The sequence below is a fragment of the Paenibacillus sp. J22P59 genome (genome assembly GCF_059383895.1).
In genome coordinates, this window is sequence record NZ_JBXENX010000020.1 from 41,881 (window position 1) to 65,601 (window position 23,721).

Annotated in this window: 40 protein-coding genes and 1 rRNA gene; 39 read left to right on the top strand and 2 right to left on the bottom strand. The window is 46.3% G+C overall.

All coding sequences use genetic code 11. From position 1 onward, the window contains the following. Positions 1-17 precede the first annotated feature (17 nt). The 35 genes from rplB (at position 18) to AC50YO_RS24245 (ending at position 19,792) form a co-directional block, all read left to right on the top strand. The gene (gene rplB, locus AC50YO_RS24075) at positions 18-848 is read left to right on the top strand and encodes a 50S ribosomal protein L2 (protein WP_494850978.1); all 831 of its coding nucleotides are present in this window, start codon (positions 18-20) and stop codon (positions 846-848) included. A 66-nt stretch (positions 849-914) separates the two neighbouring features. Then, entirely contained in the window at positions 915-1,193 is a 279-nt protein-coding gene (rpsS, locus tag AC50YO_RS24080; protein ID WP_494850979.1) for a 30S ribosomal protein S19, read from the top strand. A gap of 46 nt (positions 1,194-1,239) precedes the next feature. Further along, the gene (gene rplV / locus AC50YO_RS24085) at positions 1,240-1,575 is read left to right on the top strand and encodes a 50S ribosomal protein L22 (protein WP_494850981.1); all 336 of its coding nucleotides are present in this window, start codon (positions 1,240-1,242) and stop codon (positions 1,573-1,575) included. A 13-nt stretch (positions 1,576-1,588) separates the two neighbouring features. Further along, positions 1,589-2,251 carry a 30S ribosomal protein S3 gene (gene rpsC / locus AC50YO_RS24090; RefSeq protein ID WP_494850982.1) on the top strand — a complete coding sequence of 221 codons (663 nt, stop codon included), beginning with the start codon at positions 1,589-1,591 and terminating at the stop codon, positions 2,249-2,251. A 2-nt stretch (positions 2,252-2,253) separates the two neighbouring features. Beyond that, entirely contained in the window at positions 2,254-2,688 is a 435-nt protein-coding gene (gene rplP / locus AC50YO_RS24095; RefSeq protein ID WP_494850984.1) for a 50S ribosomal protein L16, read from the top strand. Beyond that, positions 2,678-2,878 (top strand): 50S ribosomal protein L29, encoded by a 201-nt coding sequence (rpmC, locus tag AC50YO_RS24100; RefSeq protein ID WP_494850985.1) that lies wholly within the window; start codon positions 2,678-2,680, stop codon positions 2,876-2,878. Before rplP ends, rpmC begins: the two co-directional genes overlap by 11 nt. A 52-nt stretch (positions 2,879-2,930) precedes the next feature. Beyond that, a complete protein-coding gene (gene rpsQ / locus AC50YO_RS24105; protein WP_494850987.1) occupies positions 2,931-3,194 on the top strand; it encodes a 30S ribosomal protein S17 in 264 nt (87 codons plus the stop codon). Between the two features lie 47 nt (positions 3,195-3,241). Next, positions 3,242-3,610 (top strand): 50S ribosomal protein L14, encoded by a 369-nt coding sequence (gene rplN, locus AC50YO_RS24110; RefSeq protein WP_046234236.1) that lies wholly within the window; start codon positions 3,242-3,244, stop codon positions 3,608-3,610. A 71-nt stretch (positions 3,611-3,681) separates the two neighbouring features. Then, on the top strand, positions 3,682-4,035 hold the full coding sequence (gene rplX / locus AC50YO_RS24115) for a 50S ribosomal protein L24 (protein ID WP_494850988.1): 354 nt from the start codon (positions 3,682-3,684) through the stop codon (positions 4,033-4,035). A 30-nt stretch (positions 4,036-4,065) separates the two neighbouring features. After that, positions 4,066-4,608 carry a 50S ribosomal protein L5 gene (rplE, locus tag AC50YO_RS24120; protein ID WP_494850989.1) on the top strand — a complete coding sequence of 181 codons (543 nt, stop codon included), beginning with the start codon at positions 4,066-4,068 and terminating at the stop codon, positions 4,606-4,608. A 26-nt stretch (positions 4,609-4,634) separates the two neighbouring features. Beyond that, the gene (locus AC50YO_RS24125; RefSeq protein WP_013312154.1) at positions 4,635-4,820 is read left to right on the top strand and encodes a type Z 30S ribosomal protein S14; all 186 of its coding nucleotides are present in this window, start codon (positions 4,635-4,637) and stop codon (positions 4,818-4,820) included. A 31-nt stretch (positions 4,821-4,851) separates the two neighbouring features. Next, positions 4,852-5,250 carry a 30S ribosomal protein S8 gene (gene rpsH, locus AC50YO_RS24130; protein WP_494850990.1) on the top strand — a complete coding sequence of 133 codons (399 nt, stop codon included), beginning with the start codon at positions 4,852-4,854 and terminating at the stop codon, positions 5,248-5,250. A gap of 31 nt (positions 5,251-5,281) precedes the next feature. Continuing rightward, complete coding sequence (rplF, locus tag AC50YO_RS24135) at positions 5,282-5,824, top strand: 50S ribosomal protein L6 (RefSeq protein ID WP_494850992.1); 543 nt, start codon at positions 5,282-5,284, stop codon at positions 5,822-5,824. Positions 5,825-5,885: 61 nt separating this feature from the next. Then, complete coding sequence (gene rplR / locus AC50YO_RS24140) at positions 5,886-6,254, top strand: 50S ribosomal protein L18 (protein WP_494850994.1); 369 nt, start codon at positions 5,886-5,888, stop codon at positions 6,252-6,254. A 30-nt stretch (positions 6,255-6,284) separates the two neighbouring features. Beyond that, positions 6,285-6,785, top strand: a complete 501-nt coding sequence (gene rpsE / locus AC50YO_RS24145; RefSeq protein WP_494850996.1) for a 30S ribosomal protein S5 — start codon at positions 6,285-6,287, stop codon at positions 6,783-6,785. 13 nt (positions 6,786-6,798) lie between these two features. Next, positions 6,799-6,978, top strand: coding sequence for a 50S ribosomal protein L30 (gene rpmD, locus AC50YO_RS24150; protein ID WP_494850997.1), 180 nt, complete (start codon positions 6,799-6,801; stop codon positions 6,976-6,978). Positions 6,979-7,023: 45 nt separating this feature from the next. Beyond that, positions 7,024-7,464, top strand: a complete 441-nt coding sequence (rplO, locus tag AC50YO_RS24155; protein ID WP_494850998.1) for a 50S ribosomal protein L15 — start codon at positions 7,024-7,026, stop codon at positions 7,462-7,464. Continuing rightward, entirely contained in the window at positions 7,465-8,766 is a 1,302-nt protein-coding gene (gene secY, locus AC50YO_RS24160; RefSeq protein WP_494851000.1) for a preprotein translocase subunit SecY, read from the top strand. A gap of 90 nt (positions 8,767-8,856) precedes the next feature. Then, complete coding sequence (locus tag AC50YO_RS24165; RefSeq protein ID WP_494851002.1) at positions 8,857-9,507, top strand: adenylate kinase; 651 nt, start codon at positions 8,857-8,859, stop codon at positions 9,505-9,507. Beyond that, positions 9,507-10,265, top strand: coding sequence for a type I methionyl aminopeptidase (map, locus tag AC50YO_RS24170; protein WP_494851003.1), 759 nt, complete (start codon positions 9,507-9,509; stop codon positions 10,263-10,265). The genes AC50YO_RS24165 and map overlap by 1 nt, the downstream gene beginning before the upstream one ends. Positions 10,266-10,271: 6 nt before the next feature. Continuing rightward, positions 10,272-10,553, top strand: a complete 282-nt coding sequence (locus AC50YO_RS24175; RefSeq protein ID WP_494851005.1) for a hypothetical protein — start codon at positions 10,272-10,274, stop codon at positions 10,551-10,553. Positions 10,554-10,555: 2 nt separating this feature from the next. Next, positions 10,556-10,771: a translation initiation factor IF-1 gene (gene infA / locus AC50YO_RS24180; RefSeq protein ID WP_015847200.1), complete on the top strand. Its 216-nt coding sequence runs from the start codon at positions 10,556-10,558 to the stop codon at positions 10,769-10,771. Between the two features lie 42 nt (positions 10,772-10,813). Beyond that, positions 10,814-10,927 carry a 50S ribosomal protein L36 gene (rpmJ, locus tag AC50YO_RS24185; RefSeq protein ID WP_003333770.1) on the top strand — a complete coding sequence of 38 codons (114 nt, stop codon included), beginning with the start codon at positions 10,814-10,816 and terminating at the stop codon, positions 10,925-10,927. An 18-nt stretch (positions 10,928-10,945) separates the two neighbouring features. Continuing rightward, the gene (gene rpsM, locus AC50YO_RS24190; RefSeq protein WP_494851007.1) at positions 10,946-11,314 is read left to right on the top strand and encodes a 30S ribosomal protein S13; all 369 of its coding nucleotides are present in this window, start codon (positions 10,946-10,948) and stop codon (positions 11,312-11,314) included. Between the two features lie 20 nt (positions 11,315-11,334). Further along, positions 11,335-11,730: a 30S ribosomal protein S11 gene (rpsK, locus tag AC50YO_RS24195; RefSeq protein ID WP_494851009.1), complete on the top strand. Its 396-nt coding sequence runs from the start codon at positions 11,335-11,337 to the stop codon at positions 11,728-11,730. Between the two features lie 127 nt (positions 11,731-11,857). Then, entirely contained in the window at positions 11,858-12,802 is a 945-nt protein-coding gene (locus AC50YO_RS24200; protein WP_494851010.1) for a DNA-directed RNA polymerase subunit alpha, read from the top strand. Between the two features lie 46 nt (positions 12,803-12,848). Next, a complete protein-coding gene (rplQ, locus tag AC50YO_RS24205) occupies positions 12,849-13,214 on the top strand; it encodes a 50S ribosomal protein L17 (RefSeq protein WP_494851012.1) in 366 nt (121 codons plus the stop codon). A gap of 20 nt (positions 13,215-13,234) precedes the next feature. Next, the gene (locus tag AC50YO_RS24210) at positions 13,235-13,429 is read left to right on the top strand and encodes a hypothetical protein (protein WP_494851014.1); all 195 of its coding nucleotides are present in this window, start codon (positions 13,235-13,237) and stop codon (positions 13,427-13,429) included. A gap of 258 nt (positions 13,430-13,687) precedes the next feature. Continuing rightward, entirely contained in the window at positions 13,688-14,434 is a 747-nt protein-coding gene (gene truA / locus AC50YO_RS24215) for a tRNA pseudouridine(38-40) synthase TruA (protein ID WP_494851015.1), read from the top strand. A 189-nt stretch (positions 14,435-14,623) separates the two neighbouring features. Next, entirely contained in the window at positions 14,624-15,061 is a 438-nt protein-coding gene (gene rplM, locus AC50YO_RS24220; RefSeq protein ID WP_494851016.1) for a 50S ribosomal protein L13, read from the top strand. Positions 15,062-15,079: 18 nt separating this feature from the next. After that, positions 15,080-15,472, top strand: a complete 393-nt coding sequence (gene rpsI / locus AC50YO_RS24225) for a 30S ribosomal protein S9 (protein WP_494851017.1) — start codon at positions 15,080-15,082, stop codon at positions 15,470-15,472. A gap of 314 nt (positions 15,473-15,786) precedes the next feature. After that, complete coding sequence (locus AC50YO_RS24230) at positions 15,787-16,482, top strand: phosphoadenylyl-sulfate reductase (protein WP_494851019.1); 696 nt, start codon at positions 15,787-15,789, stop codon at positions 16,480-16,482. A gap of 53 nt (positions 16,483-16,535) precedes the next feature. Next, positions 16,536-17,702 (top strand): sulfate adenylyltransferase, encoded by a 1,167-nt coding sequence (sat, locus tag AC50YO_RS24235; RefSeq protein ID WP_494851021.1) that lies wholly within the window; start codon positions 16,536-16,538, stop codon positions 17,700-17,702. 120 nt (positions 17,703-17,822) lie between these two features. After that, complete coding sequence (gene cwlD / locus AC50YO_RS24240; protein ID WP_494851035.1) at positions 17,823-18,584, top strand: N-acetylmuramoyl-L-alanine amidase CwlD; 762 nt, start codon at positions 17,823-17,825, stop codon at positions 18,582-18,584. Positions 18,585-18,664: 80 nt separating this feature from the next. Further along, positions 18,665-19,792, top strand: coding sequence for an Mrp/NBP35 family ATP-binding protein (locus AC50YO_RS24245; RefSeq protein WP_494851022.1), 1,128 nt, complete (start codon positions 18,665-18,667; stop codon positions 19,790-19,792). A gap of 90 nt (positions 19,793-19,882) precedes the next feature. Here the strand turns inward: AC50YO_RS24245 and gerD are convergent, their stop codons facing one another. Next, positions 19,883-20,578 carry a spore germination lipoprotein GerD gene (gene gerD, locus AC50YO_RS24250; RefSeq protein ID WP_494851025.1) on the bottom strand — a complete coding sequence of 232 codons (696 nt, stop codon included), beginning with the start codon at positions 20,576-20,578 and terminating at the stop codon, positions 19,883-19,885. Positions 20,579-20,764: 186 nt separating this feature from the next. Here gerD and AC50YO_RS24255 point away from each other — a divergent pair, with 186 nt between their 5' ends. Beyond that, positions 20,765-21,394 carry a KinB-signaling pathway activation protein gene (locus AC50YO_RS24255; protein ID WP_494851027.1) on the top strand — a complete coding sequence of 210 codons (630 nt, stop codon included), beginning with the start codon at positions 20,765-20,767 and terminating at the stop codon, positions 21,392-21,394. Positions 21,395-21,396: 2 nt separating this feature from the next. On the opposite strand, the gene pdaB is transcribed toward AC50YO_RS24255, so the two are convergent. After that, positions 21,397-22,200 carry a polysaccharide deacetylase family sporulation protein PdaB gene (gene pdaB / locus AC50YO_RS24260; protein ID WP_494851028.1) on the bottom strand — a complete coding sequence of 268 codons (804 nt, stop codon included), beginning with the start codon at positions 22,198-22,200 and terminating at the stop codon, positions 21,397-21,399. A gap of 114 nt (positions 22,201-22,314) precedes the next feature. Between pdaB and AC50YO_RS24265 the strand changes: the two genes are divergently transcribed. The 3 genes from AC50YO_RS24265 to AC50YO_RS24275 all read left to right on the top strand — a co-directional run. Further along, complete coding sequence (locus AC50YO_RS24265) at positions 22,315-22,944, top strand: stage II sporulation protein M (protein WP_494851029.1); 630 nt, start codon at positions 22,315-22,317, stop codon at positions 22,942-22,944. 142 nt (positions 22,945-23,086) lie between these two features. Beyond that, on the top strand, positions 23,087-23,308 hold the full coding sequence (locus AC50YO_RS24270; protein ID WP_494851031.1) for a hypothetical protein: 222 nt from the start codon (positions 23,087-23,089) through the stop codon (positions 23,306-23,308). A gap of 307 nt (positions 23,309-23,615) precedes the next feature. Continuing rightward, positions 23,616-23,721, top strand: a 16S ribosomal RNA gene (locus AC50YO_RS24275); the annotation flags it as partial.

The following is a 23,721-nucleotide window of genomic DNA, read 5'->3' on the forward strand; positions in this document are numbered from 1 at the left end:
AAAAGGAGGAAATCTAAGTGCCTATCAAAAAGTACAAACCGACATCCCCGGCTCGCCGTAATATGTCCGTCTCGACTTTTGAAGAGATCACGACAAGCACACCGGAGAAATCGTTGCTCGCACCGCTTTTCAAAAAAGCTGGCCGCAACAACCAAGGTAAAATTACGGTTCGTCACCATGGCGGCGGACACAAACGTAAATACCGTGTTATTGATTTCAAACGTAACAAAGACGGTATCGTTGGTAATGTAGCTTCGATCGAATACGATCCGAACCGTACATCCAATATCGCTTTGATTCATTACCTTGATGGTGAAAAAGCATACATCGTTGCACCAAAAGGTTTGAAAGTTGGAGATAAAGTTGTTTCCGGTAAAGATGCTGATATCAAGATTGGTAACGCGTTGCCACTTGCTAACATCCCAGTCGGTACAGTTATCCACAACATCGAATTGCAACCAGGCAAAGGCGGACAATTGGTTCGTGCTGCTGGTACAAGTGCACAACTTCTTGGTAAAGAAGAAAACTACGTTTCGATCCGCTTGACTTCTGGTGAAGTTCGTCGCATTCTGAATACTTGCCGTGCTACTATCGGTTCTGTAGGTAATGAAGATCACGAGCTTATCAAAATTGGTAAAGCTGGTCGTTCCCGTTGGATGGGCAAACGTCCTGAAGTCCGCGGCGTAGTAATGAACCCTAACGATCACCCACACGGTGGTGGTGAAGGCCGTGCTCCAATCGGTCGTAAATCCCCTATGTCTCCTTGGGGCAAACCGACACTTGGTTTCAAAACACGCAAGAAGAAAAAAGCATCGAGCCAATATATTATTCGTCGTCGTACGAAGTAATAATCGCTTGTTTGCAAGCTGCGTGACGAGAGGTCGCGCTATGTTTCCGCGAAGGGAGGACTCCATATGGGTCGCAGTTTGAAAAAAGGACCGTTTATTGACGGCCATTTGCTCAAAAAAGTCGAGGTATTGAACGAAAGCAACAAAAAAGTCGTAATCAAGACTTGGTCCCGTCGCTCGACAATTTTCCCGCAATTCATCGGTCACACGATTGCGGTTTATGACGGTCGTAAACATGTGCCAGTATATGTAACGGAAGATATGGTTGGACACAAATTCGGTGAATTTGCACCAACTCGTACTTACAAAGGCCATGATGATGACAGAAAAACAGGTAAGAGATAATATCTGTTTATAATATTTTCTTAATGTAATGAGAGGAGGTTCATCCATGCCAGAAGCTAAAGCGCACGCTAAATTCGTACGCATTGCTCCTCGTAAAGCACAGCTAGTTGCGGATTTGATTCGCGGTAAGCAAGTAGGTGAAGCGATCGCAATTTTGCGTCACACACCTAAATCGGCTTCCCCAATCCTGGAGAAGTTGCTGAACTCTGCTATTGCTAACGCTGAGCATAACTACCAATTGGACGTGAACAAACTGGTTATTTCCCAGGCTTTCGTTAACCAGGGTCCGACAATGAAACGTTTCCGCCCTCGTGCAATGGGACGTGCAAGTCGTATCAATAAAAGAACCAGCCACATCACTTTGGTGGTATCTGAAAAATAAGGAGGGATAACGTGTGGGTCAAAAGGTAAATCCGGTCGGTCTACGTGTCGGGATAATCCGTGATTGGGAATCCAAATGGTACGCAGGCAAAGACTTTGGCGATCTTCTGATGGAAGACGTAAAAATTCGTGAATACCTGAAGAACAAACTAAAAGATGCGGCAGTATCCCACTTTGAAATCGAACGTGCGGCTAACCGCGTTAACGTAACGATTCAAACTGCTAAACCAGGCATGGTTATCGGCAAAGGCGGTTCCGAAGTGGAAAACCTGCGCACGGAGCTTGGTAAAATCACTAAAGGCAAAAAAGTACACATCAATATTTCCGAAATCAAACAAGCAGATCTGGACGCTATTCTTGTAGCTGAAAGCATCGCGCAACAATTGGAGCGTCGTGTTTCTTTCCGTCGTGCTTTGAAACAAGCGATCCAACGTTCGATGCGTGCAGGCGCTAAAGGGATCAAAACCGCAGTTAGCGGACGTCTCGGCGGTGCTGAAATTGCTCGTTCGGAAGGCTACAGCGAAGGAACGGTTCCGCTTCATACTTTGCGCGCAGACATTGACTACGGCACAGCTGAAGCACATACAACTTACGGCCTTATCGGCGTAAAAGTATGGATCTATCGCGGCGAAGTCCTTCCAGCTAAGAAGAAAGCTCCCCAGGAAGGAGGCAACTAATCATGTTGGTACCAAAACGCGTAAAACACCGCAAACAACAACGCGGTCACATGAAGGGTCGCGCTAAAGGCGGCACTACAGTAGCATTCGGCGAATACGGTCTTCAAGCTCTTGAACCGACTTGGATCACTAACCGTCAAATCGAAGCAGCTCGTATTGCAATGACTCGTTACATCAAACGTGGCGGTAAAGTATGGATTAAGATTTTCCCAGATAAGCCGATCACACAGAAGCCTCTAGAAGTACGTATGGGTAGTGGTAAAGGTAACGTTGAGAAATGGGTAGCCGTAGTTAAACCTGGCAAAATCATGTTTGAACTAGCTGGTGTATCCGAAGAAGTCGCTCGTGAAGCGATGCGCCTCGCGTCCCACAAACTGCCGATTAAAACGAAGTTCGTGAAACGCGAAGAAGTAGGTGGTGAAGCAAATGAAAGCTAGTGAATTTCGCAACCTAACCTCTGCTGAGATAGAACAAAAAATTTCTGGTTTTAAAGAGGAGCTTTTTAACCTTCGTTTCCAACTGGCAACTGGCCAACTGGACAACCCGACACGTATTCGTGACGTGCGTAAGGATATCGCTCGCGCTAAAACCATTTTGCACGAAAGAGAACTCGGTATCAGCAGCTAATAGCTGTCCTTGACTATGGGTTACTACCAAGGTTTAGGGAAGGAGGCAGAACATGAGCGAACGCAATGCCCGCAAAGTTCAAATCGGTAAAGTCGTGAGTGACAAAATGGATAAAACAATCGTGGTTGCTGTAGAAACTTACAAAAAACATGAATTGTACCATAAACGCATCAAGTACACGAAGAAGTTCAAAGCGCATGATGAGAACAATCAAGCGAAAATTGGCGACATCGTGAAAATCATGGAGACTCGTCCGCTTTCGAAAGATAAACGCTTCAGACTCGTGGAAGTTGTTGAAGTGGCGATCGTCCTTTAATGTGTTAGTCTAGTAAATGAGCATTATTCCGGAAGGAGGACGTTAAAATGATTCAACCATTTTCTCGTTTGCGTGTTGCCGACAACTCTGGCGCCAAAGAACTGATGTGTATTCGTGTACTTGGCGGTACAGGACGTCGTGTCGCTGCTATCGGCGATCTGATCGTATGTTCAGTTAAACAAGCAACACCAGGCGGCGTTGTCAAAAAAGGTGACGTTGTTAAAGCAGTTATCGTTCGTACGAAGCGTACAGTTCGTCGTAAAGACGGTTCTTACATTGCGTTCGACGAGAATGCAGCTGTAATCGTTAAGGAAGACAAAAGCCCACGTGGTACTCGTATTTTTGGACCAGTTGCCCGTGAGCTCCGCGATAAAGATTTCATGAAAATCGTATCGCTTGCGCCGGAAGTTATTTAATACGATCCCTACAGTAATGTATCGGGATGATATAAATGCCTGAAAGCTTAAGTGAGCAGGAGGTGTAATCAATGCCAAGGCTGAAAAAGATTCTTGAATCGCACAACAACAAGTTGCACGTTAAAAAAGACGACACGGTTATCGTTATCTCCGGTAAGGACAAAGGTAAGAAGGGCCGTGTAATCGCTGCGTATCCGCGTGAAAACCGCGTACTCGTAGAGGGCGTCAATATGGTGAAGAAGCATGCTCGTCCATCGCAGGCTAACCCGCAGGGCGGCATCATCGAGCAAGAAGCGCCGATTCACGTGTCAAACGTGATGCACATTGATCCGAAGAGCGGAGCAGTAACTCGTATCGGATACAAAGTGCTGGATAACGGCAAAAAAGTCCGGATCGCAAAACGTTCCGGCGAAGTGATCGACTAATCGTTTCGTAGGAAAGGAGGTCCATTTAAAATGGCAGCAAGATTGAAAGATCGTTTTCTGAATGAAATTACACCTGCTCTAATGCAGAAGTTCAACTATACGACTGTAATGCAAGTGCCGAAGATCGAGAAAGTGGTTATCAACATGGGTGTTGGCGAAGCAGTTGCTAACTCTAAAGTGCTTGATGTCGCTGTTGAAGAACTTCGCATCATTTCCGGTCAAAAACCTGTTGTAACCCGCGCGAAGAAGTCCATTGCCGGCTTCAAACTTCGTGAAAATATGCCAATCGGGGTTAAAGTAACATTGCGCGGCGAGCGCATGTACTATTTCCTTGATAAGCTGTTCAGCATTTCGCTACCACGCGTACGTGACTTCCGCGGCGTGTCGACGAAAGCATTCGATGGACGCGGTAACTATACGCTCGGCTTGAAAGAACAATTGATCTTCCCGGAGATCGAGTACGATAAGGTCGATAAAGTTCGTGGTATGGACATCGTCATCGTCACTACGGCAAAAACGGACGAAGAATCTCGTGAACTGCTGACCCAAATGGGCATGCCGTTTGCGAAGTAATCCACTTTTAGGAGGTGTAATACCCAGTGGCAAAAACTTCGATGAAAGTGAAGCAACAACGTACACCGAAATTTAAAGTGCGTGCATATACACGCTGTGAACGTTGTGGCCGTCCGCACTCTGTTTTGCAAAAGTTTAAAATTTGCCGGATTTGTTTCCGTGAATTAGCATACAAAGGCCAGATTCCTGGCGTTAAAAAAGCAAGCTGGTAATCAGCCTAGTTCGGGAAGGAGGTTAACACAAATGGTTATGTCTGATCCGATTGCAGATATGCTGACGCGCATTCGCAACGCGAATGTTGTTCGTCACGAGACCGTGGAAATGCCCGCTTCGAAAGCAAAGAAGCAAATTGCTGAAATTTTGAAGCGCGAGGGTTTCATCCGCGATGCTGAGTATATCGAAGACAACAAACAAGGGATTATCCGTATTTTCTTGAAATACGGCCCTAACCAAGAGCGCGTTATCACTGGTTTGAAACGTATCTCTAAACCAGGTTTGCGTGTATACACAAAATCGACTGAAATCCCACGCGTTTTGGGTGGTCTGGGAATTGCTATTATTTCCACATCCAAAGGGGTTATGACCGATAAAGAAGCTCGCCAAGGTAAAGCTGGCGGCGAAGTAGTTTGCTACGTTTGGTAATTAACAAGTCACAACGATAGGAGGTGTAACAATGTCCCGTATTGGTCGCAAACCAATTCAAGTGCCTAACGGCGTTAGCATTAACTTGGATAACACAGTTATTACTGTAAAAGGACCGAAAGGTACGCTTTCCCGCGAGATTCATAAAGATATGAAAGTGAATGTTGCGGAAACTGAAATCGTGATCGAACGTCCTTCTGATAATAAATTGCATCGCTCTCTACACGGAACAACTCGCAGCATCGTCGCTAACATGGTGAGCGGAGTTACTGATGGATTCTCCAAAAACTTGGAGCTCGTTGGTGTAGGTTACCGTGCGAGCAAATCCGGCGATAAGATCGTTCTTAACGTTGGTTACTCTCACCCTGTGGAGATTGCTCCCGAGAATGGAATTGAGTTCGATGTACCGGTAAACACGAAGATTACTGTTCGTGGTATCGACAAAGAACGTGTAGGCGCTGTTGCTGCACAAATCCGTTCCGTACGTGAGCCTGAGCCTTACAAAGGTAAAGGTATCAAGTATGAAGGCGAACGCATCATCCGCAAAGAAGGTAAAGCTGGTAAGAAGAAATAAGCAGTCTAATTGGGCTGCTTAAGATAGCGGTATAAGGCTTATGGAAAGGAGTGAACCTTGAATGATTACGAAAGGCGATAAAAACAAGGCTCGTCTGAAAAGACACTTGCGTGTTCGTAAAAAAATCAACGGAACGGTAGCTCGTCCGCGTTTGTCGGTATTCCGTTCTTCCAAACATATCTATGCACAATTGATCGATGATGTACAAGGCGTTACACTAGCTTCCGCATCCACACAGGATAAAGATCTGGTAGCGTCGATCGGCAACGGCGGCAGCGTTGAAGCAGCTCGCAAAGTCGGTGAATTGATTGCAAAACGCGCTCAAGACAAAGGTTTTGCCTCAGTCGTATTTGATCGCGGTGGTTACTTGTATCATGGTAGAATTCAGGCGCTTGCTGATGCAGCTCGTGAAGCTGGTCTAGAATTCTAATCTACTTTATTTATAAGGAGGTTAAACGACTTGCGTATAGATCCGAATACGTTAGGTGAACTAACTGAAAAAGTTGTCAACATCAATCGCGTAGCTAAAGTAGTAAAAGGCGGACGCCGTTTCAGCTTTAGCGCGCTCGTAGTAGTCGGCGACGGCCAAGGCCACGTCGGCGCAGGGATCGGTAAAGCTGGCGAAGTACCTGAAGCGATTCGCAAAGGTATTGAAGATGCTAAGAAAAACCTGATCCATGTACCACTCGTTGGTACTACAATTCCTCACCTTGTGCTTGGACATTTCGGCGCAGGAGAAGTTCTCCTGAAACCGGCTTCCAAAGGTACAGGAGTTATCGCTGGCGGACCGGTTCGTGCTGTTCTTGAACTGGCTGGCGTTGGCGACATCTTGACGAAATCGCTTGGTTCTTCGAACTCCATGAACATGGTTAACGCAACGCTCGAAGGTCTTTCCCGCCTTAAACGCGCGGAAGATGTTGCGAAGCTTCGTGGTAAAACTGTCGAAGAGCTATTGGGTTAAGGAGGGAATTACGATGGCAAAATTGCAAATCACCCTCGTTCGCAGTTTAATTGGCCGCAATGAGAAGCAACGCGCAACGGTCGAATCGTTCGGTCTTCGCAAGCTTCATCAATCGGTTGTATTAAACGACAGCCCGGCTATTCGAGGCATGGTCAACCATGTTAGCCACTTGATCAAAGTCGAAGAAGTTTAAATCATATAATCGTCTCAAGAAATAAAACAAGGAGGTGCAAGAACGATGAAATTGCATGAGCTCGCACCAGCACCGGGGTCCACACAAGTGGGCAAGCGTAAAGGCCGCGGTATTGGTACCGGTAACGGTAAGACGTCAGGTCGCGGTCACAAAGGTCAAAACTCTCGTTCCGGCGGCGGCGTTCGTCCTGGTTTCGAGGGTGGTCAAAACCCTTTGTATCGTCGTTTGCCTAAGCGCGGTTTCAACAACCGTTTCCGTACGGAATATGCCATTGTGAACATTGAAGAGCTTAACAGCTTTGCAGCAGGTACCGAAGTTACACCAGAAACTCTTCTTGAGCAAGGGATTGTAAAAAATCCATTGGCAGGCATTAAAATTTTGGGTAATGGCGAAATCAAGGTTCAACTGACTGTAAAAGCAAGCAAGTTCTCTCAATCTGCGGTAGAGAAAATCCAGGCTGCCGGCGGTAAAACCGAGGTGATCTAATTGTTCAACACCGTGTCCAATATTTGGAAAGTGGAGGATTTGCGCAAACGGATCCTGTTCACGCTTTTCGTACTGCTTATCTATCGCATCGGTTCTTTCATACCGGTGCCAGGCGTTAACAAAGATGTTTTCACACAGATCAATGACGCTGGCGTGAATCTATTCGGTTTGCTTAACACGTTTTCCGGAGGCGCACTGTTCCAATTCTCTATTTTTGCAATTGGGATTACGCCATACATTACAGCTTCGATTATCGTACAGTTGTTGTCTATGGACGTTATTCCTAAGTTCGCAGAATGGGCGAAGGAAGGCGAGAACGGTAAACGTAAGCTCGCACAGATTACACGTTACGGCACGGTTATTCTTGGTCTGGTTCAAGGTTTTGCAACAGCAATTGGCTTCAACCGTCAATATAATAGTGAGATGATCCCAGGCGCAGGCTTCGTTGACTACCTGGTCATCGCAATTATTCTAACGGCGGGCGTTTCCTTCCTGATGTGGCTTGGTGAGCAAATTACGGAGCGCGGTATCGGCAACGGTATCTCCATCCTGATCTTCGCAGCAATCGCAGCAGGTATTCCTGGACATATTCGTACGATCTATCAACAGCTGTTCATTTCTGCTGAAGGTCAACTGTTCTGGAATATTGGCAAGGCAGCATTGATCATATTGGCGATTGTCGCCATTATCGTAGGTGTTATCTTCGTTCAACAAGGTATTCGCAAAATTCCGGTTCAATACGCTAAACGTGTTGTTGGCCGGAAAATGTACGGTGGACAATCAACGCATATTCCGATGAAAGTGAATGGCGCTGGCGTTATTCCTGTCATCTTCGCAATTTCGTTGCTCATGTTCCCTGTTACAATTGCTCAGTTCTGGGCTGGTAGCGGATGGGCTAACTGGATTATTAACAATATGAACTATGATCAACCTCTGGGTATGGTATTGTACGTATTGTTAATCATCGGATTTACCTTCTTCTACACATTCGTACAGATTAATCCGGTTCAAATGGCGGATCAAATGAAGAAGAATGGCGGTTACATTCCAGGCATTCGTCCTGGCAAACCGACTTCCTCCTACTTGACACGCGTATTGTCACGGATTACACTATCGGGTGCAATATTCCTGGCGGTTATATCCTTGATGCCTGTTGCATTCGGCAGTCTTGCCGGATTGCCTCAATCAGTGCAGCTTGGTGGTACCTCGCTTCTAATCATCATCGGTGTCGCCCTTGACACGATGAAGCAAATCGAGGGCCAGTTGATTAAACGCCATTACAAAGGGTTTATCAATAAATAACAATAGGTTCTGACCGGGATTCCGTGACAATCGCATGCGATCGTACGGAACCCGAACGAGCCTATTGTGCTTAAAGCGAGGAAGCAGGCAATGAACATATTATTCATGGGCCCTCCGGGAGCCGGTAAAGGAACGCAAGCTGAGCGTATCGTTGACGAGTTTGGCATTCCGCATATCTCGACAGGCGACGCTTTCCGCCTTGCAATGAAACAGGAAACTCCGCTTGGTCTTAAAGCGAAGGAGTATGTCGATCAAGGACTACTCGTTCCCGATGAGATCACGAACGGTATTGTTAAAGAACGTCTTGCACTCGATGATTGCAACAAAGGCTTCTTACTTGATGGATTTCCGCGTACGCTGCAACAGGCGGAAGCGCTTGATGCGATGCTTGTGGAATTGAACCGGGGCATTGACCATGTTATTAATTTGAAAGTTGACCGCGGATTGTTACTTGCTCGTTTGACCGGGAGACGCATTTGTAAGGCTTGCGGGTCGACGTACCACGTAATGTTTAATCCACCGAAACAAGATGGCGTCTGCGACAAATGCGACGGCGAATTGTATCAACGGTCGGATGATACGGAAGAGAAAGTCGGAACACGACTTGATGAGTATATTTCCAAAACAGCTCCTCTTCTTAACTATTACAGCGGTAAAGGTCTTCTTCGCGAAGTCGACGGTGAGAAGGAAATTGATACGGTAACGTCCGAAATCGTTTCCTGCTTACGAGGTTCATTGTAATGATTATATGCAAATCCGTTTCGGAGCTGCAATATATGAGGGAAGCCGGCCGCATTGTAGCGGATACACATCGCCTTATGGCGGATGCGGTTAAGCCAGGAGTTACGACTCTCGAGCTTGACCAAATCGCAGAAGCGTATATTCGCAGTCAAGGTGCTGTTCCTTCCTTCAAAGGTTACAATGGTTTTCCTGCCAGCATATGCGCTTCTGTGAATGATGAGCTTGTGCATGGTTTTCCTGGACCTCGGAAGTTGAACGAAGGCGACATTATAAGTATCGATATCGGTGCGCAGTATCAAGGCTACCATGGAGATTCAGCTTGGACCTATCCGGTTGGGCAGATCTCAGATGAAGCTCGGAGGCTGCTCGAGGTGACGGAGCAATCGCTCTACGCGGCATTGCAGCTTATTCGTCCGGATGTTAGATTATTTACAATATCGCATGCGGTTCAACAGGTTGTCGAAGCGGCTGGCTTTTCTATCGTGCGAGAATTTGTCGGACATGGGATTGGGAAAGACCTCCATGAGGAACCTTCCATACCAAACTACGGCATGCCAGATCGCGGACCGCGGCTTAAACAAGGGATGGTGCTTTGCATCGAACCTATGGTTAACATCGGCGAACGATATGTCCGCACGTTAGAAGACAATTGGACGGTCGTAACGGAAGACGGCTCATGGTGTGCTCATTTCGAGCATACGGTAGCCGTAACGGAGGACGGATTTGAAATTTTGACGATGTTACCGAGAGTGGAGTAATCCGATATGGACAAACAACCTCAGATCGGGCAACTCGTGAAAGTGCTTCGAGGCAAGGATGAGAATAGCTATGCAGTCATCATAGCGATTGTTGACGAGAGATTCGTCATGATCGTTGATGGCGACAAGCGACGCTTCGATCAGCCCAAGAAGAAGAACGTTCTGCATCTCGAGTTACAACCCGCTATAAGCAGCGAAGTATCAAACAGCTTGCTTGAAACGGGCAGGGTGACCAACGCCAAGTTACGTTATGTGATTCAGAAGTTTGCACATGCGAAAGGAGAATGACGGTGGCAAAGGAAGACGTCATTGAGGTCGAAGGTACGGTAATCGAACCGCTGCCGAATGCCATGTTCAAGGTGGAGCTGGAGAACGGTCATCAAATTCTCGCACATGTTTCCGGGAAGCTCAGAATGCACTTTATCCGTATTCTGACGGGAGACAAAGTGGTAATACAGTTATCGCCTTATGATTTATCAAGAGGGCGCATCACCTATCGGAAGTAAACTGCAGAGTTTTGCTTACGAAGGATTCGGGAGGTAATCACAATGAAGGTTAGACCTTCGGTTAAGCCGATCTGCGAAAAATGCAAAGTCATTCGTCGCAAAGGCAACGTTATGGTGATTTGTGAAAATCCGAAACACAAACAAAAACAAGGATAGAAGGAGGGATAACGGCCTATGGCACGTATATCTGGTGTAGACTTGCCGCGTGACAAACGCGTCGAAATTGCCCTGACATACATTTTCGGTATTGGCAAAACGACTTCGCAAAAAATCTTGAACACTGCTGGCGTTGATTTCAACACACGTGTTCGCGATTTGACAGAAGACGAACTTGCTAAATTGCGTGAAGCAATTGACAAATCCGTTAAAGTAGAAGGCGACTTGCGTCGTGAAATTTCGCTTAACATCAAACGTCTAATCGAGATCGGTTGCTATCGTGGTGTTCGTCACCGTCGTGGCTTGCCTGTTCGTGGACAACGTACGAAAACTAATGCGCGTACGCGCAAAGGTCCTCGTCGGACTGTAGCTAACAAGAAGAAATAATAAAGGGGTGAAATAGGACAATGGCTAAACCTAAAAAAGTCGTTCGTACAAAACGTCGTGATCGGAAAAATATTGAGTCTGGCGTAGCGCACATTCGCTCGACATTCAATAACACGATCGTAACGATCACAGACCCTCACGGTAATGCAATCTCTTGGGCAAGCTCAGGTAACCTTGGATTCAAAGGTTCCCGTAAAAGCACGCCTTACGCAGCGCAAATGGCAGCGGAATCCGCAGCTAAATCTGCGATGGAGCATGGTATGAAAGCTGTTGAGGTTATGGTTAAAGGTCCTGGCGCAGGCCGCGAAGCAGCGATTCGTTCGCTTCAAGCAGCTGGTCTCGAAGTTAACCTGATTAAAGACGTAACGCCAGTTCCTCATAACGGATGCCGTCCGCCGAAGCGTCGTCGCGTATAGTTGGATTGACAGTGGTATCAAATATCAACAACTTGTGAATAATGGTTGTGAAGGTTTGGCATACTACGAGATTTGACTAAAAAATACGGTATGGTAACGGAGCGACGTTTGAAGGAGGGTACTATTAGTGATTGAGATCGAAAAGCCGAAAATCGAGACCGTCGATTTGAATGAAGATGGAACATACGGACGTTTCGTCGTAGAACCGTTGGAGCGCGGATATGGCACGACACTGGGCAATTCGCTTCGGCGAATTCTGTTGTCGTCGCTGCCAGGCGCAGCTGTAACATCTGTTCAAATCGACGGAGTGCTTCACGAGTTCTCTACGGTTCCTGGAGTGATTGAGGACGTAACTGAGATCATTCTGAACTTGAAAGGCCTCTCGTTGAAAATCCACTCCGATGAAGAAAAGGTGTTGGAAATAGACGCGGATGGCGAAGGGATCATTACGGCAGGGGACATTAGAGCTGACAGTGATGTCGAGATTTTGAACCCTGATCTTCACATCGCCACCTTGGCCTCCGGCGCGCGGCTCCATTTGCGAATTTTCGCCAATCGTGGACGTGGTTACGTTCAAGCGGACCGCAACAAGCGGGACGATCAACCGATTGGAGTAATTCCAGTTGATTCGATTTACACGCCAATTACCCGTGTCAATTACAGCGTTGAAAATACTCGCGTTGGTCAAGTCACCAACTACGACAAATTAACACTTGAAGTATGGACTGACGGTAGTATTCGGCCGGAAGAGGCGGTAAGCCTCGGCGCTAAGATTCTGACCGAGCATTTGGATCTGTTCGTTGGATTGACCGATGAAGCCAAAGACGCGGAAATCATGGTCGAGAAGGAAGAAGATAAGAAAGAGAAAGTTCTAGAGATGACTATCGAAGAACTGGATCTTTCCGTACGGTCTTACAACTGCTTGAAACGCGCTGGTATCAACACGGTTCAAGAGCTAATCACGAAATCCGAAGAGGACATGATGAAGGTTCGTAACTTGGGCCGCAAATCACTCGAGGAAGTTCAAGAGAAGCTGGAAGAGCTGGGGCTTGGCCTTCGCATGGAAGAGTAGTTGAGAGCATCTAGTACAGACTAAAGGCAAGGGAGGGGAAATCAAGATGGCATATCAAAAATTGGGCCGTGACGCTAGTGCACGTAAAGCATTGTTCCGTGACCTCGTTACTGACCTATTCCTGTATGAGCGTATTCAAACAACTGAAGCGAAAGCTAAAGAAGTTCGTTCGATCGCTGAAAAGCTGATCACTAAAGCGAAAAAAGGTGACTTGCACGCTCGTCGTCAAGTAGCTGCTTACGTTCGCCGCGAGACTATTGATGGAGAGCAAGATGCAATCCAAAAACTATTCTCCGAACTGGCCACCCGTTACTCAGAACGTGCGGGCGGATACACGCGGATTCTTAAACTAGGACCCCGCCGTGGCGACTCTGCGCCTATGGTGTATTTGGAACTGGTTGACCGCGCGTAAGATGAGCATATACGCCCGTATTGTCTGTTAAGATGATGCTGTCTGGCGTTGCGTTGAAAGATAAGTTCGTATATCGGTCAACCTTATACAGCTTATCTTATGAGAAAGGGTGGACCCTTGCGGCCACCTTTTTTTATTGCCATTATGATTGCGAGTCTCCAGAAATGGAGGCACGCAGCTCATATGGCAATGAGAAGCTGAGGATGGCATTCTAAGCCTTTCGTGGCAATGAATGATGCATTAGGGATGCTAAAGGTTAGCAGGGCATATCGTTCGTCCTATTAATCCTTTAGGATACAAACTAGTGACTTTCGTTGTTCAGTTAGGTCAAGACCATAAGTATTCTACCTGCAAGTGTAACGATGTCCTTTCGTTACAAGGTGGAGTTCAAGGCAGTGGCTGAAATAGCGGGTAACTTGGGGGAAGCCGCGCTATTGTCATTACCATTGCTTGGATAGGAAGGCGGATTACAAATGAGAAACATAAGCGTGACGGTTAGTTATGACGGGACGGACTTTAATGGCTTTCAATCACAGCCTTATGGGAGAACTGTGCAGCAGGAGCTGGAGAAGTCGATTAAGGCGCTGACAGGCGACGACATTCTTATTATCGGCTCAGGCCGAACGGATGCTGGTGTACATGCGCAAGGACAAGTGTTTAATTTCTTCACCGAATCGACGATTCCGGTAGAGAGATGGGCAATTGCGCTGAATACTAGACTGCCGAAGGATATCGTCATATTGGAGGCACTTGAGGTCCCGGAGGAGTTTCATTCCAGAAAATCAGCGAAACGTAAAACGTATCGCTATACGATTGATCTGGGAAAATTCCCTGACGTATTTAACCGTAAATACGCGTTTCATCATCCTACTCCGCTTAACCTTGAAGCGATGCAAGACGGTTTAAAGCATTTGATCGGAGAGCATGATTTTACTTCCTTTACTTCCATCCATTCAACTAAGCCGCATCATGTTCGAACCATCTACGAGGCTTATTTCGAACGGAAGGGAAACATGGTTCACATGTATATTACCGGGAATGGATTCTTGTACAACATGGTGAGAGTCATCATGGGTACACTGCTTCATGTTGGTGAAGGCAAGCTTGCTGCTGACGATATGCTACGCATATTGAAGGGGCGAAGCCGCTCTTTGGCAGGGCCTACTGCAATGGCTCACGGACTTATTCTTATACAGGTTGAATATCCTGATCAAATGTGATTATAAATCACATAAACTGCTTGCTTTAGCCCACTTTGTGTAGTAGAATATGACTTGTGCTTTTCTTAGTGGCTATCCCACAGCCCCGACTGAGAATTCACAAACTTGGCAGCTTTACTAGATATAACAAACAAACGTGAAACGTTGTTTAATAAACTTTAACTGTAACCGAATTAAGGAGGATCATCCATGCGTACCACCTATATGGCTAAGCCAAATGAAGTTGAGCGTAAATGGTACATCATCGATGCGGCAGGCAAGACGCTTGGTCGTCTCGCCAGTGAAGCGGCAGCGCTGATCCGCGGCAAACATAAACCGCAATTTACGCCTCATGTTGATACTGGCGATTTCGTTATCGTCATCAACGCTGAGAAAATCGTTTTGACAGGCAAGAAATTGACTGACAAAATGTACTACCGTCACTCCATGCACCCAGGCGGTTTGAAAGTAACGCCTGCTAACGAAATGATTGCAAAGAAAGCTGATCGTGTTATTGAATTCGCAGTTCACGGCATGTTGCCAAAAACTCGCCAAGGCAATAGCATGAAGCTTAGACTTAAAGCATACGCTGGTTCGGAGCATCCGCATCAAGCACAAAATCCAGAAGTTTACGAACTTCGCGGCTAATAAGAGGAGGACAGTTTCATGGCTCAAGTGCAATACTATGGAACCGGTCGTCGTAAACACTCTGTTGCACGTGTACGTCTTGTGCCAGGTGAAGGACGAATCATTGTTAACAAACGCGATCTGAACGAATATTTTGGTCTGGAAACATTGAAGCTGATCGTTAAGCAACCGCTTAACCTTACTGAAACGCTTTCGCAATACGATGTACTCGTTATTGCTAACGGCGGCGGTATGTCCGGTCAAGCTGGCGCTATCCGCCACGGTATTTCCCGCGCTCTGCTTAAAGCAGATCCGGAATTCCGCCCAGCTCTGAAACGTGCTGGCTTCCTGACTCGTGACCCACGTATGAAAGAACGTAAGAAATACGGTCTTAAAGCAGCACGTCGTGCGCCACAATTCTCCAAACGTTAATATTTCGATTATTGCCCTTGGCCTTCACTGGTCAGGGGCTTTAGTTTTTTTATGGCGTATTAGGGTCATCCAGTATGTGGATAGTGGAAACAGGCATCTTATACACAATTAACTTGTGGATAGGATGCCTGTTTTTTTTGGAATGAAGGACTCTGAAATGGTAGACAGTTATCCACAGAAAAGCATCAATGGATAATTTTTTAAACTTTATTTCATTTTGGTGAAAACTTTTGTTGAACATTATGATCTTTGAACGTATAATTCAAGTAATACCAGATGAACTTACTTGGAATTAAACAATGGAGGTCATAACGATGAACTTGTTTGAAAAGGAAGCGCTCATTAAACAGAAGGCGGAAGAGCTTGAAAATGCTACACCGCAAGAAATTATCGCTTATGCGGTAGAGACATTTCCCAATATAACCTTTGCTTGCAGCTTTGGTGCTGAAGACGTTGTTCTTGTGGATATGCTGCAAAAGATCAGCCCTACTACGGATATTTTCTATTTGGACACTGACTTTCACTTCAAAGAGACTTACGAAACGCGCGACAAGATGATTGCTCGCTATCCAGGCATTCCGTTTGTTGAAGTAAAGCCTAAGCTGACGCCGGAAGAGCAAGCTGAACAATTTGGTCCAGAATTATGGAAAACGGATGCGAATAAATGCTGCGGTATTCGGAAGGTAGATCCGCTTACCGAAATTTTGTCGAAATATGAAGCTTGGATTACAGGAATTCGTCGCGATCAGGCTCCTACTCGTGCCAATTCGAAGAAAGTCGAATATGATACGAAGTTCGGCCTTGTGAAGTTCAATCCGATTGCAGGCTGGACGACTGAGGATGTATGGGCCTATATTCGTGAGAATGATGTTCTGTACAATCCCCTGCATGATCAGAACTATCCGAGCATCGGCTGTGAGTATTGCACACGCAAAGTAATGCCGGGTGAAGATCCGCGCGCTGGACGTTGGTCCGGCCAAGAAAAAACGGAATGCGGCTTGCATAAATAAGACGAATTAGTCTGGAATAACAATAGCGGAGCTATGGGAGGTAATGAGTTAGCATGGGCCAAATTTTACCGCACGGCGGCGTATTGGTTAACCGTATCGCAACGGGCGATCAACGAGAAGCATTATTAGAAGAGGCAAAGAGTCTTCCTGCAATCATCATTAATAACTGGACAGTATCGGATCTCGACTTGATCGGGGTAGGCGCGTTCTCCCCTCTTACGGGCTTTCTTAAAGAAGAGGATTATCGTTCTGTTGTAGAGCGGATGCGTCTGGCAGATGGAACGGTATGGAGCATTCCGATTACGCTTTCTATAGAAGAGGATCAAGCAGCAACTCTTGAGCTTGGTACTAAAGCTTCACTAATTGGTGAAGATGGTGTTATATACGGATTATTGGATGTAGAGAGCATCTATACTGTAGACCAACAGGCAGAAGCGGTACAAGTGTTCAAAACAAATGATATTGAGCACCCTGGTGTTCAGAAGCTGCTGTCTCGTTCCCCGATCTACGTGGGCGGTGCAATTACAGTTCTGAATCGTCCGCAGCCTGAGAAATTTGGCGAGTTCTACTTCGATCCATCGGAGACGCGTCGAATCTTTGAGGAAAAGGGCTGGAAAACGGTAGTTGGCTTCCAGACTCGCAATCCGGTTCATCGGGCGCATGAATATATTCAGAAGACGGCAATGGAAATTGTCGATGCTTTATTCCTGAATCCATTGGTTGGTGAGACCAAGTCCGATGACGTGCCTGCTAATGTACGGATGAAGAGCTACTTGGCACTGCTTGACAATTATTACCCAAGCGATCGTGTTTTCCTCGGAGTCTTCCCGGCAGCTATGCGCTATGCGGGTCCTCGCGAAGCGATCTTCCATGCGCTTGTTCGTAAAAATTATGGCTGCAGCCATTTCATTGTAGGGCGTGACCATGCAGGAGTAGGCGATTATTATGGTACCTACGAGGCACAAGACCTGCTTCGTTCTATTCCAGAGGAAGATCTCGGCATTACCCCGCTTTATTTCGAGCATAGCTTCTTCTGTAAGAAGTGCGGCAATATGGGTACGACCAAAACTTGTCCGCATGACAAAGAGCATCATTTGACGTTGTCTGGAACGAAGGTTCGCGCTTTGCTGCGTGATGGCATCTGCCCTCCACCTGAATTCTCTCGCCCGGAAGTTGCTCAAATCCTTATTGAAGGCATGTCTGAGCAGCCAGTTGGTTAATTGAACAAACACATCTCATAAACGATCACCTCGTCCCATATAAATGATAATGAGCGTAGGGCTTATCCATCTGATAAGCAAATGCAGAGCTATCATTTCAGGGGGACGAGGTGTTTTTTGATGCGCCGATTGAAGAAACGATTTGTAGTATGGATGACTATGAAGGGTGTGCTGCGGATCAGTATGGGGGTATTGGCGCTCGTATTGACTTGGATATTATTAAGCCAGAGCGAGCCGGCGATAAGGTCTTGGTCCTATTGGTCGCTGCCATTGTCAGGACATACGATAGCCATTGATGCTGGTCATGGAGGAGTTGATGGCGGGGCTGTAAGCAAGCAAGGAGTCGTAGAAAAGGATTTGAATTTGGCGATTGCTTTATATTTGCGTGATTATTTGCAGCAGGCAGGAGCCGTTGTTCTCATGACAAGGGAGACGGATCAGGATCTGGCTGGAGGAGATACAAGGGCCTTCAGCAAACGGAAGACGGAGGACTTGCTTCGAAGAGTGAGCCTGATTAAAGAAAGCAAGGCTAGTCTGGTTGTCAGTGTCCATATGAATAGCATACCTTCGGAGAAATGGTCTGGGGCGCAAACCTTCTACAACCCTGGCAATCATACGGATAATGGAATGCTAGCCGCCTTTATTCAGAATGAAATTAAGCGGAATCTGGAGAATACAAGCCGAGTGGCAGCGAAGGAAAATAAAGTGTACCTATTGAAGGCAATTGAGAATATTCCAACTGCACTGGTAGAGGTCGGGTTCTTGTCGAATCCTGGTGAGGCAGCAAGACTTGCAGATACCGAGTATCAGCGGAAGGTCGCCGCCTCGATCTATCAGGGCATTCTGCGCTATGCCTCCGGAGAGAAGCTGAATGTCAATTAATTTTATTGGTTGGCTGTGTTATAATGATGATTAAAAACAAGCGTATCAGGCTTCTGCCACGCATAAAGGTGGTTCTACCTATGATGACTCGTGAACAAGCATTGGAGGCCGTTACTTCTGTGACGGCAGCATATAAGGCGGATGAACTGAGCATCCGCGACGTAGTTGTGAAAGACCGTCAAGTGTCGATGACGGTTCTTGTATCCAGCGAGGAAGTGAAGCCCTCGCTGGAGGCCGCGCTGCGCGAAGCGCTCACGCGGCTAGGCGCCGAAACCGTGCATTGCCGGTTTCGTGCGCTTGAGCCCGCAGCTGCGGCGGATGCATCCGCCGAGCGCGGGACGCCGGCACAGGCCGGCAGCGGGGCGAAGCCCGCTGCTGCTGCAAGTGCCGGCGCAGCCAGCGGCCCCGTACAAGGTCACGGGGCCGGGCTGGCTAATCCGCTGCTTGATCCTAGCAGCGGGGTGCAGTTCATCGCCGTCGCCAGCGGCAAGGGCGGCGTCGGCAAATCCACGGTGACCGTCAATCTAGCGGTCGCCTTAGCCCGCAAGGGCAAACGCGTCGGCATTATCGACGCAGACATTTATGGCTTCAGCGTTCCTGATATGATGGGAATTGAGAATCGCCCGGAGGTTGTCAATGAACGGGTCATTCCGATTGAGAAATTCGGAGTAAAAGTAATGTCGATGGGCTTCTTCGTCGAAGACAACAGTCCGATTGTATGGCGGGGCCCGATGCTGGGCAAGATGCTGCGCAACTTCTTCTCCGAGATCGAATGGGGAGAGCTGGACTACTTGCTGCTCGATCTACCGCCAGGAACAGGCGATGTAGCGCTCGATGTCCATCAAATCATTCCTCAGAGCAAAGAAATAATCGTCACAACTCCACATGCTACTGCAGCCTTTGTTGCAGCTAGAGCCGGTGCGATGGCGATTAAAACGGAGCATGAGATTATCGGCATTGTGGAGAACATGTCTTATTATCAAAGCAAGAGCGGAGATATTGAATATGTGTTCGGCCGTGGAGGCGGTGCACGATTAGCAGAGTCGCTTCATGCTGATCTTCTGGCTCAGATTCCACTGGGTGCGCCAGATAATCATATTTCGGAAGCTGATTTTGCTCCATCCGTCTATAAAGAGGATACCGAAACAGGACAGCTGTATCTGGAAATTGCCGAGCAAGTTATTAAGCGCTGTGAGACTGCTAAATAAGATGTAACAAATAATAAGCCCGAGCTGCTGGCTGGAGAAGTTTTGATTTCTCCATCAGGCTCGGGCTTTTTTATTGGGATAGTACTCCCTTTATTCGGAATTTCCGCTGCCGCTGTCTTCGCCTTCTCCTTCATCTGACCCGCCGCTGTCCTCGCTGTCTTGACTGCCTTCTTCTTTCTTCTTGTCAACCTTCTCATCGGGCTTAGGCTTCAATTCCTCTTGTACAGCTTTTTTCATCAAATCGAGTACTTCCAAGCGGAACAAAGGATTTTGCATCGCTTCCTGCATTAAGGACATGACCTGTTTCTTATATTGCGTACTTTGAAGCACATCAAGAATCATTTTATCCATTTCGGGATTTTTCAGTACTTTAATCAAATCCTCCTGATAGGAGGGATCTTTTAATAATTCCTTATGGATATCTTTATTCTGCTTATTCACTGACTTGGCGAATTCACCGGCAAAGCGTGTGTCAGTCATAAGGGTTTTGATGACCTTATCGTACTCAGGAGAGACAAGCACGTCCTTAACTGCTAGACGTACCTGCTCTTGGTCCTGTACGGACAGCAGCTTTGTAGTATCTCCACTATATCCAGACATTTGTTTGGCTGATTCCTGCAGAGCCTTTTGTGCATCTTCTGTTTTCAAAATGTCGATAACCATCGACTTCATATCCTTGTAACTGGTTTGTTGACTGCCGCCACCGCCCGACGATTCTGAACCACAGCTCGTCAATAGGAATGATAAAGCGGTTATTACCGCTAATAAAGCCAAGCGCGTACGCATGAACCGTATTCTCCCTTCTGTAACAGAACGATTTGGATATTCAGTAGTATGCGTTATTGTTCACGGGATTATCATGCAGGATGGTTAGCTTTTTATGACGAACGTGGTAAAATAAAGGCGATACAAGCAAGAGGTACATGAAGCAGCAGGGGTTGCTCATGCAAAATGTCGAGGAGGATAATTATCGTGAATTTGCGTAAATGGTTTTTTCTATTCTGGAGCTGTATGGCGGCAGGCGCTGTCGTTACTATGATAAGTGGCTCCATTATGCAATGGATGGACCAATCTATTGGTTTCATGGGGTTGAAGCTGGATGAGGTTGGCTTCAACGTCCTGATGATGGGGCTGGTTGGTTTGTTGATCGGAGCTTTCAGCCAGATGGGCTTTTTCGCTTATTTGACTTTGAATTACATCGCGTTAAGCGTATTCCGCAAAAGCTACCTATGGAATGCGTTACAAGGGTATACGACACTTTTTGCCGTAGCAGGACTAGGATACTTATTATTTGAGCAACGTACAAACAACTGGTTTTTCTGGCTGCTGCCGCTTCTGCTTCTGGTCTTCTCTTTGTTGATTAGTTATGTGAAGGTGAAGCAGACGAATCGAAGTGCATTTGTGCCTACTTTATTCTTAATGTTTTTCGTTACTTTTATTGAATCTTGGCCAGCTCTTCAAGGCGAAACGAATATTTCTGCTATCGTCTTTATGATTATTCCTTTGTTCGCTTGTAATGCATACCAAATATTGATGCTTCCACGTTTGTTGAAGCAAAAAACAACCGACACTGCAGCTGCTGCTGCAAAGCCGGTCGCTTAATTTCATTCTGCTGCCTGAAGCTGGTCAAGCATAGAGACAGGTACTCTATCTTGAACAGCTTTTCCTTCTGTCTCGGTCTGAGCGATGAGCCCGGATACAGAAACGAAGTCATAGCCTTTTTCACGCAGCTGATCAATAATGACGGGAAGTGCCTCATGGGTTTGCTTGACGGAATCACTAGCGTGCATTAGTATGATATCTCCGTTATGTGCTCGGCTGACGACGCGGTTGATGATTTTGTCCGTGCCGATATTCATCCAATCTAGAGAGTCAGTATCCCATTGAATGACTTTGTAATTAAGCTCCTCCGCTATGCGAAGAACTCTTTTGTCAAAGTCGCCATTAGGCAAACGAATGAGATTGGGCTGCTTGCCGGTAAGATCAGATAATATCGTATGAGCGGTATTAATCTGTTTGCGTATCTCGTCATCCGTAAGCTTGCTGTAATTATCGTGCTTATGGCCGTGGCTGCCGACTTCATAACCTGCATCAATAATCATTTTTACAATTTCGGGATGAGATTGGCCCCAAGGAGAGGATAGGAAGAAGGTGGCCTGTGTGATTCCTTTTTCCTTCAGCACCTTGAGTATAGGCTCTGTCCTTTTTTCTCCCCAGCTGATATCGAATGTAAGGGCAACAACCTTTTTCTCCGTAGGAACATTGTAAATAGCGGCTGGCTGCTGCGGGGCGAAGACCGTGATGTTGTCCCGTTCAGCGTAGATCACACCAACCGAGAAGACGAGCGCAACTGCAATAAGGAAATTACGTTTGATCTTACGGCCATTTAATACATAAAAAAAGTTCATCGTAGATGGATCTCCTTTCTAATGAAAGCTTGTTCTAGTACAATCTATGCTCGTACATCAAACTTATTCGTATTTGTTAGAAAAGGGGATACGGAAGGCTCAGGAGGAATGACTTTGTTCAAATGGCAGGCAATAAAAACACATTTCAAGCAAATGAGGCGATATATCGGAGTAGGGTTTGTCCTATTCTTAGCGGGAATGGTGGCCGGAGGCACGAACTCTTCCTTTGGTGATTATTTGTCGGGACAGATTGAAGCGATGCAGCAATTAGCAGGCTCCCTCAATGAGTCAAGCAATCCGACGCTAGCGTTCATGGTCTTCATCTTTCTGAACAATGCGATTAAAGCGATCTTTATCATTTATTTAGGTGCTTTATTCGGGATACTGCCGATTCTCTTCCTTATACTTAATGGCATGATAATAGGCTTTCTTAGTCAGCATATCGCACAAACAGAAGGTATTGGCCAAATGCTATCCTTCTTCGTGTCGCTCATCCCGCACGGGATCATCGAGATTCCGGCTATAGTTATTGCTTGTGCTTACGGTCTTAAATTCGGCGGCCTTATATGGAGAGGTATTGGTTATGCACTTCATCCTAATAAGGAAGCAGCCGTTATAGGCAATGAAATTACTTATTTTATGATTAGGTCTGTACCGGTTGTTATTATCTTAACAGTGGCGCTTTTTGTGGCTTCTATAATAGAAAGTACAGTGAGTGTTTGGGTGATCTCTTTATTTAGATGAATTCTATTGTAATAATTTTCCGATTTGTTGTGCATAACAATAAAGCGGCGTCGAGACGCGTGAGCGAAGGACGCCGCTTTATTGTTAAATCGGAAGCGGGATCTACAATAGATGAGGCTTATTAGGAGGGCGCACAGCTGTTATGCTAGGAATTCTATTCAACGATAAAGAATGCAAAGAACTCGATTATGTGCTCCGTAAAGAATTAGATGAGATGCTGCTTGATCTGAATGATTCACGATTAGATGGGGATATTAAACAAGCTATAACAAGACGATATAAAATCATATTTCGCATGTATGCCCGAATCGCTTCTCCAAAAGAGCTGTCACGATATATGTTGAATGTCCGCAGCTACAAATGAACAGGAGAGGGGCGATTACTTCGTCTCTCTTTATCCCTTAATTAAGGGTGTAAATAGGCTTATAAAACTTTTTTTAAAATAATAAAAAAAAGGGTTGCAATCGATTATGCACCCGTGATATATTATATGAGTCGCCGCTGAGAGAGACAAGCGAATGACACGAACAAATAATTGTTCTTTGAAAACTGAACAACGAGCGAAACTGCCCCATTAATCCTCGGATTGATGGAGAAGCAATAAAAATGTTTATGAGCAATCAAAACACATCGAGATTTCCATACCAACTCCGGTTGGATGTGAAAACTCTTAAATGGAGAGTTTGATCCTGGCTCAGGACGAACGCTGGCGGCGTGCCTAATACATGCAAGTCGAGCGGAGTTAGTTGAAAGCTTGCTTTCAACTAACTTAGCGGC

Coding starts and splice junctions, on each gene's coding strand:
- rpsS (WP_494850979.1), top strand. CDS start 915: ATGGGTCGCAGTTTGAAAAAAGGACCGTTTATTGACGGCCATTTGCTC.
- rplV (WP_494850981.1), top strand. CDS start 1,240: ATGCCAGAAGCTAAAGCGCACGCTAAATTCGTACGCATTGCTCCTCGT.
- rplP (WP_494850984.1), top strand. CDS start 2,254: ATGTTGGTACCAAAACGCGTAAAACACCGCAAACAACAACGCGGTCAC.
- rpmC (WP_494850985.1), top strand. CDS start 2,678: ATGAAAGCTAGTGAATTTCGCAACCTAACCTCTGCTGAGATAGAACAA.
- rpsQ (WP_494850987.1), top strand. CDS start 2,931: ATGAGCGAACGCAATGCCCGCAAAGTTCAAATCGGTAAAGTCGTGAGT.
- rplN (WP_046234236.1), top strand. CDS start 3,242: ATGATTCAACCATTTTCTCGTTTGCGTGTTGCCGACAACTCTGGCGCC.
- rplX (WP_494850988.1), top strand. CDS start 3,682: ATGCCAAGGCTGAAAAAGATTCTTGAATCGCACAACAACAAGTTGCAC.
- rplE (WP_494850989.1), top strand. CDS start 4,066: ATGGCAGCAAGATTGAAAGATCGTTTTCTGAATGAAATTACACCTGCT.
- rpsH (WP_494850990.1), top strand. CDS start 4,852: ATGGTTATGTCTGATCCGATTGCAGATATGCTGACGCGCATTCGCAAC.
- rplF (WP_494850992.1), top strand. CDS start 5,282: ATGTCCCGTATTGGTCGCAAACCAATTCAAGTGCCTAACGGCGTTAGC.
- rplR (WP_494850994.1), top strand. CDS start 5,886: ATGATTACGAAAGGCGATAAAAACAAGGCTCGTCTGAAAAGACACTTG.
- rpmD (WP_494850997.1), top strand. CDS start 6,799: ATGGCAAAATTGCAAATCACCCTCGTTCGCAGTTTAATTGGCCGCAAT.
- rplO (WP_494850998.1), top strand. CDS start 7,024: ATGAAATTGCATGAGCTCGCACCAGCACCGGGGTCCACACAAGTGGGC.
- AC50YO_RS24165 (WP_494851002.1), top strand. CDS start 8,857: ATGAACATATTATTCATGGGCCCTCCGGGAGCCGGTAAAGGAACGCAA.
- map (WP_494851003.1), top strand. CDS start 9,507: ATGATTATATGCAAATCCGTTTCGGAGCTGCAATATATGAGGGAAGCC.
- AC50YO_RS24175 (WP_494851005.1), top strand. CDS start 10,272: ATGGACAAACAACCTCAGATCGGGCAACTCGTGAAAGTGCTTCGAGGC.
- rpmJ (WP_003333770.1), top strand. CDS start 10,814: ATGAAGGTTAGACCTTCGGTTAAGCCGATCTGCGAAAAATGCAAAGTC.
- rpsM (WP_494851007.1), top strand. CDS start 10,946: ATGGCACGTATATCTGGTGTAGACTTGCCGCGTGACAAACGCGTCGAA.
- rpsK (WP_494851009.1), top strand. CDS start 11,335: ATGGCTAAACCTAAAAAAGTCGTTCGTACAAAACGTCGTGATCGGAAA.
- rplQ (WP_494851012.1), top strand. CDS start 12,849: ATGGCATATCAAAAATTGGGCCGTGACGCTAGTGCACGTAAAGCATTG.
- truA (WP_494851015.1), top strand. CDS start 13,688: ATGAGAAACATAAGCGTGACGGTTAGTTATGACGGGACGGACTTTAAT.
- rplM (WP_494851016.1), top strand. CDS start 14,624: ATGCGTACCACCTATATGGCTAAGCCAAATGAAGTTGAGCGTAAATGG.
- rpsI (WP_494851017.1), top strand. CDS start 15,080: ATGGCTCAAGTGCAATACTATGGAACCGGTCGTCGTAAACACTCTGTT.
- AC50YO_RS24230 (WP_494851019.1), top strand. CDS start 15,787: ATGAACTTGTTTGAAAAGGAAGCGCTCATTAAACAGAAGGCGGAAGAG.
- sat (WP_494851021.1), top strand. CDS start 16,536: ATGGGCCAAATTTTACCGCACGGCGGCGTATTGGTTAACCGTATCGCA.
- cwlD (WP_494851035.1), top strand. CDS start 17,823: ATGCGCCGATTGAAGAAACGATTTGTAGTATGGATGACTATGAAGGGT.
- AC50YO_RS24245 (WP_494851022.1), top strand. CDS start 18,665: ATGATGACTCGTGAACAAGCATTGGAGGCCGTTACTTCTGTGACGGCA.
- gerD (WP_494851025.1), bottom strand. CDS start 20,578: ATGCGTACGCGCTTGGCTTTATTAGCGGTAATAACCGCTTTATCATTC.
- pdaB (WP_494851028.1), bottom strand. CDS start 22,200: ATGAACTTTTTTTATGTATTAAATGGCCGTAAGATCAAACGTAATTTC.
- AC50YO_RS24270 (WP_494851031.1), top strand. CDS start 23,087: ATGCTAGGAATTCTATTCAACGATAAAGAATGCAAAGAACTCGATTAT.